Below are 4,943 nucleotides of genomic sequence, written 5' to 3'. Positions count from 1 at the left end.
AGTTTTTCTACAATACTGAGGGGAGACCAAACAGCTTTTCTTCCTCTTTCAAATCTTAGGTATTTCATCCATGCAGTCAATGCTGTTCCTGAAATGCAACACATTTTTGCTGCGGCTGTTATACTGTGCTTTTTTGCTACAATTACAGCACTTAGTTTTTGCAGATATGCGTTTTTCCATTATTGTCTATCCGTTCCTTATATAGTGAAAATTAGCATAAGACACTGGCGCTAAATACACCTAACAGGTTGCTCTTGCTAATAAATATTTCCAACTTCTCAGTGAGCCCATTTTTTACCCTTGCGAGCACTTCATTTTTAGTCATAATTTCCCCTTTAACATAACTAATCATTACATATCTTAGTAAAAAAGTCATAACCTCAGCGCTTTGTATAACCACTGTTTAAGATATAGACATAATGTTCCGCAGCAGTTCAGATAGTTTTGCTTTACTTGAAAACCAACTTACCGCATTATATTTGTAGAGTATCGCTGCATTAGGACGTGTTACAACTACTAACCTTACTTGCTATTATCATTTCAGTTGTATTTTTTAGTCATTTGGGTTCAGTAGAAGAGAAACCCTTTTTGTACTCAATAGAGCTTAAGCATCAAAGAAATTTTACCGTTTATAAAGAAACAACTGTTCCTTTATGGCCATTTACACTACCTGCACTGCTTTTTAACTTTTATGTTCTCGCCTGTGGACTTGTATTTAGCATAGTAGCATCTGTTTTGCTACTCAAAAAGAGCAAAGAGTTCTTACGCAAAATGTCAGATTTAACTCTATTTGTTCTGAAAGCGCTCTTGACACCGGTTATTTTAATACTTGTATTTCAGCTTGCTCCAAAAATGAAGCATAATCAGATTCTATCTGTAATATTTAAAGATTGCTCAATAAATTTTTGTGATTATCATATCTGCAACTACTTTCATATTCTTCGTCTTATATGGACGCAAATTCATTCAGGATCACGAGCTGAACACTAGCATAAGTAATATGATAACAGCACCTAATTATTGCAATGAGCACAATGTCTAGTAATGCAACTATGCCACTTATTTTCGAAGGGAACAAAAAAAATGCAAAGCAACCTGATCTGACATTATCTGTTGTACTAATAACCGCTGGCTTTCACCCAGTAAGTGATTGTTTTTTTATTATAATATTATCAATGCTCTCGTTAATCACAGCATTATATGTAGTGTTTTACCCAATAATAACTTCAGCAAACGTAGCAAACGTTATGGGTAATAGTGCCTTTACTATAATGTTCACAAAACTCTATGATAAATTTAAGCAATGTCTATTCTAGCAATTGATACCGTAGGTGCTGGTAGCTCAATAGCAATCGTTGAGCACGATAGTAATTGTTTTGTAGAACACAATTCCACCAGCAATAGTCATGCAGAATCGTTTTTTCAAATTTTGAACACTCTGTTCAATAAGTGCAACTATAACTATAATAAGTTAGGCCATTTGGCAGTAGTAACTGGACCGGGAAGTTTCACTGGAATTAGAGTTGGTATATCGGCTGCGAAAGGTCTAAATCTCGCTACGAATAAGCCACTATACGGAGTTAATGCATTAGAGGTTCAAGCATACGTAATATCTTTGCTTCGTGCAAATAACAAAAAAAACATCAGAGCTATAATCAAAAATTCTCAGGGATTTTATACGCAGTTATTTGATTGCAATTTATTGCCATTATCAGATCCAATTGTAGCGCATGGCGCCCAGTGTCTAAGCACTGGAACATCAGGCAATAACTGCATTACATATATGGACTGCAATCTACCAAAATTAGATGCTAGCCATGCAGGATTATTAGTCCATTACAGACTAAAAAATAAACAAAAATTAAATGAAGTCAAAGCTCTATATTTAAATGAGCTTCAGTATATGAAATTGTTATAGATCATCCTTTTGCATAAATGCAATCAATCTGGCTAAGTTTGTGCATCTGACCTGTTATTTTTTCGGCTACTTCTTTTATACCCATATTCGAGTTTTCTATTTCTATAGCATTTGGTGGTATAAATGAATTATGAGTCCTAAAGTTCTCTATAATGCTGCCTATATTAGTGGCTTTCTTATTTTCCCTTTGCCTTTTTAATTGAATGCGCTTTTGTAATGTAAGTAAGTCACACCTCAGTACTATAGGAAGAATTTTTGTGTTCATCCTTTTACTAAGCTCTACTACTGAATTATACATCTTTATGTCGTGGTCATTATTTTTCATCAGCTCATCAATGAATATATAATTTTTCGAGTGAATTGGGTAAGCCTCTATTGCCTGGAGCATAATTTGTGCAATGTTATATATTCTATCTTGTACTTCTTCAGGGATATGATCATGCTCAAAAACATTATCATATATGGAGCAAACTTGAGTATTGTTGGAAAAGTTGCTGTTCACAATCAATGCATCTATCATATTGGACAATTCTATTGCTGTAGAGAGCTTGCCACTTCCTGAAAAGCCAATAATATATACGAAAAACCCTGTTATCCGTTTCTTTATATTAACGTTTATCATACTACTTATATGTTAAAATTTATATCTATAATAACATGAAATTTAAGCTTTAAAACATTTGAAATATTATATAGAAAATTATTTTTATGGTTAAGATATTATGCAATTTAAGAGCATAAATTCTATACAGGCTTCATAAATTATGTAGCATTAGCACATGCCTATCAGTACACATTTAGGGGATTAAAAGTCGTTTTATATCTATCCATCTAGTATACGCTTTAACGAAGTAAATGAAAATTCATTAATGAAAGCATCATCTAGTAGAAGTGTAATTGATGGTAAAGAGTATCAATATAATAGAACTGGTTATATAATCCATGATTTTACTTATCAAGTAAGGAAGAACATTCAAGCAATCTTTTACTTGTATATGCCTTCTATTGTCTATAGTAGCAGTTTCCTCTCTCAAAATGGATACTCCTATTAAGTTAACGGCATACATTTTTATAAAAAGATATCTTACCATGATTATCACCCACTTGCACTTGATGATGCAAAAGGAAAGAGATTAGAGATTAATGACAACTTGAAAGAAAATTTGTGATGTTAATGGGTAATCATGGACCTATAACGTGTGGTTGGACTATATAAAAAGTAATGTTTTATACGTATCACTTAGAGTAAGTATACAAAATTCAATGTTTAGCGTTAGCGATAAAAGAATCTTTCATCTTTTGAAAGCAATCTTGGTGAGAGAGATTGGCACGCATGGACTAGGCTAACTACTAAAGGTAAGTTACAATAAACTCCTTTTTAATCCCAAATAAATTTATTAGTTTATTATATGTTTCTTTTCATGTATAAATTTATAGCAAGTTCGTACAATAAGGTTATTTTATGAGTAAGATTATAGAAATCAGAGCACCAAAAACTCTTGGTGGTGAATCAGTTACAGAAGGTATAATCAAAATAAAGAAAAGTATTGGCGAAGCAGTAAAAGTAGATGACTTAATCTTTGAAATTGAGACTGACAAAACAGCACTTGAACTAACTGCAGAAGCTTCAGGACAAATAACTGAATTTCTTGTAAGTGAAGATGATGTAATAAGCCCTGATCAATTGTTAGCAAAACTTTCCGTAGGAGAGATGAAGGAAGAGGTGAAGAAAGAAGATAAAAGTGAGAATCCTGCTAAAAGAAACGCTCCATCAGCTTGTAAAATTATGGAGGAAAATGCAATTAGTGCAGAAAGTATTAAAGGGACTGGCATGGGAAGCAGGATAACCAAAGCAGATGTGATAGACTGTATGAACAAAGCTAAACAGCCTACGATAAAACAATATGAATTACCAAAAAGTGTAGCAAGTGGGGAGCGGAGAGAAGAGCGAGTAAAAATAAGCAAAATAAGGCAAGTAATTGCTGCTCGTTTGAAAGCCTCACAAAATACTGCTGCAATACTGACCACGTTCAATGAAATCGACATGAAAAATGTCATGGATCTCAGGGCAAAGTATAAAGAAACCTTTGAAAAGAAATATGGAATAAAGCTTGGTTTCATGTCGTTCTTTATAAAGGCAGCAGTGCAAGCACTGGGAGAAATTCTTGAAATTAACGCTGAAATTTCAGGCGATGAAATCATATATAAACATTACTATGACATAGGTGTTGCCGTTGGTACTGACAAAGGTCTTGTTGTGCCAGTTATTCGGAGTGCCGATCAGATGTCATTCGCTGAAATTGAGCTAACTTTAGCTATTCTTGGTAAAAAAGCACGAGAAGGTAAGCTGCAAGTATCAGAAATGGAGGGTGCAACATTTACTATCTCAAACGGCGGAGTATACGGCTCGCTCCTTTCTACACCGATAATAAATCCTCCACAATCTGGAATACTTGGAATGCATTCTATACAAAACAGGCCAATTGCTGTGGGTAATTCAATTGAAATTAGACCTATGATGTACATTGCCCTCTCTTACGACCACAGAATAGTCGATGGCAAAGGAGCAGTAACTTTCCTCACCAAAATAAAAAATTATATAGAAGATCCAAATAGGCTAATTTTGAAGATATAGCTCAAGTGAGTTGTTGCTAACCTAGTAGTAGCAGTTTACAGATTATGGGGATGGATAAAGAACTAATACCAATTCCCACTGTACAAGGAATGGATAGACAATAATGGAAAAGAAGCTATGCTAAAGCAAGTAAAATAACAAGGTTTAAATGGCATCAAAATTATTGGATGAAAAAGTCGTGGAATCAGCAAAGGAAATGCTGAAGAAAGTGTGAAATACACATATGTGCAAAAAAACTAAGTGCTGTAATTGTAGCAAAAAAGCACAGTATAACAGCCGTAGCAAAAATGTGTTCATTTCAAGAACAGCATTGACTACATAGATAAAATACCTAAAATTTGAAAGAGGAAGAAAAGCTGTTTGGTCTCCCCTCAGTATTGTAGAAAAACC

7 protein-coding genes are annotated in these 4,943 nt (G+C 34.0%); 5 read left to right on the top strand and 2 right to left on the bottom strand.

Annotated features, from left to right (window positions below; translation table 11 throughout):
* Window positions 1–211: 211 nt before the first annotated feature.
* On the bottom strand, window positions 212–376 hold the full coding sequence (locus tag GO684_RS04850; protein WP_175939389.1) for a hypothetical protein: 165 nt from the start codon (window positions 374–376) through the stop codon (window positions 212–214).
* A 128-nt stretch (window positions 377–504) separates the two neighbouring features.
* Between GO684_RS04850 and GO684_RS05430 the strand changes: the two genes are divergently transcribed.
* From GO684_RS05430 to tsaB, 3 genes are read left to right on the top strand one after another with little or no spacing between them, the layout of a single operon-like run.
* Complete coding sequence (locus tag GO684_RS05430) at window positions 505–990, top strand: hypothetical protein (protein WP_246228238.1); 486 nt, start codon at window positions 505–507, stop codon at window positions 988–990.
* 44 nt (window positions 991–1,034) lie between these two features.
* The gene (locus tag GO684_RS05425; RefSeq protein WP_246228237.1) at window positions 1,035–1,316 is read left to right on the top strand and encodes a hypothetical protein; all 282 of its coding nucleotides are present in this window, start codon (window positions 1,035–1,037) and stop codon (window positions 1,314–1,316) included.
* Window positions 1,304–1,918, top strand: a complete 615-nt coding sequence (tsaB, locus tag GO684_RS04840; RefSeq protein ID WP_175939387.1) for a tRNA (adenosine(37)-N6)-threonylcarbamoyltransferase complex dimerization subunit type 1 TsaB — start codon at window positions 1,304–1,306, stop codon at window positions 1,916–1,918. Before GO684_RS05425 ends, tsaB begins: the two co-directional genes overlap by 13 nt.
* 1 nt (window position 1,919) lies before the next feature.
* On the opposite strand, the gene GO684_RS04835 is transcribed toward tsaB, so the two are convergent.
* Entirely contained in the window at window positions 1,920–2,540 is a 621-nt protein-coding gene (locus GO684_RS04835; RefSeq protein WP_175939385.1) for an AAA family ATPase, read from the bottom strand.
* 199 nt (window positions 2,541–2,739) lie between these two features.
* Between GO684_RS04835 and GO684_RS04830 the strand changes: the two genes are divergently transcribed.
* Both GO684_RS04830 and odhB read left to right on the top strand, forming a co-directional pair.
* A complete protein-coding gene (locus tag GO684_RS04830) occupies window positions 2,740–2,970 on the top strand; it encodes a class II aldolase/adducin head domain-containing protein (RefSeq protein ID WP_369408531.1) in 231 nt (76 codons plus the stop codon).
* Between the two features lie 410 nt (window positions 2,971–3,380).
* On the top strand, window positions 3,381–4,553 hold the full coding sequence (odhB, locus tag GO684_RS04825; protein WP_175939381.1) for a 2-oxoglutarate dehydrogenase complex dihydrolipoyllysine-residue succinyltransferase: 1,173 nt from the start codon (window positions 3,381–3,383) through the stop codon (window positions 4,551–4,553).
* Window positions 4,554–4,943 lie beyond the last annotated feature (390 nt).

The organism is Wolbachia endosymbiont of Litomosoides brasiliensis (assembly GCF_013366805.1).
Lineage (GTDB): Bacteria > Pseudomonadota > Alphaproteobacteria > Rickettsiales > Anaplasmataceae > Wolbachia.
Note: the sequence above shows the minus strand (reverse complement) of the source record. Positions and strands in the feature narration are given on the sequence as shown.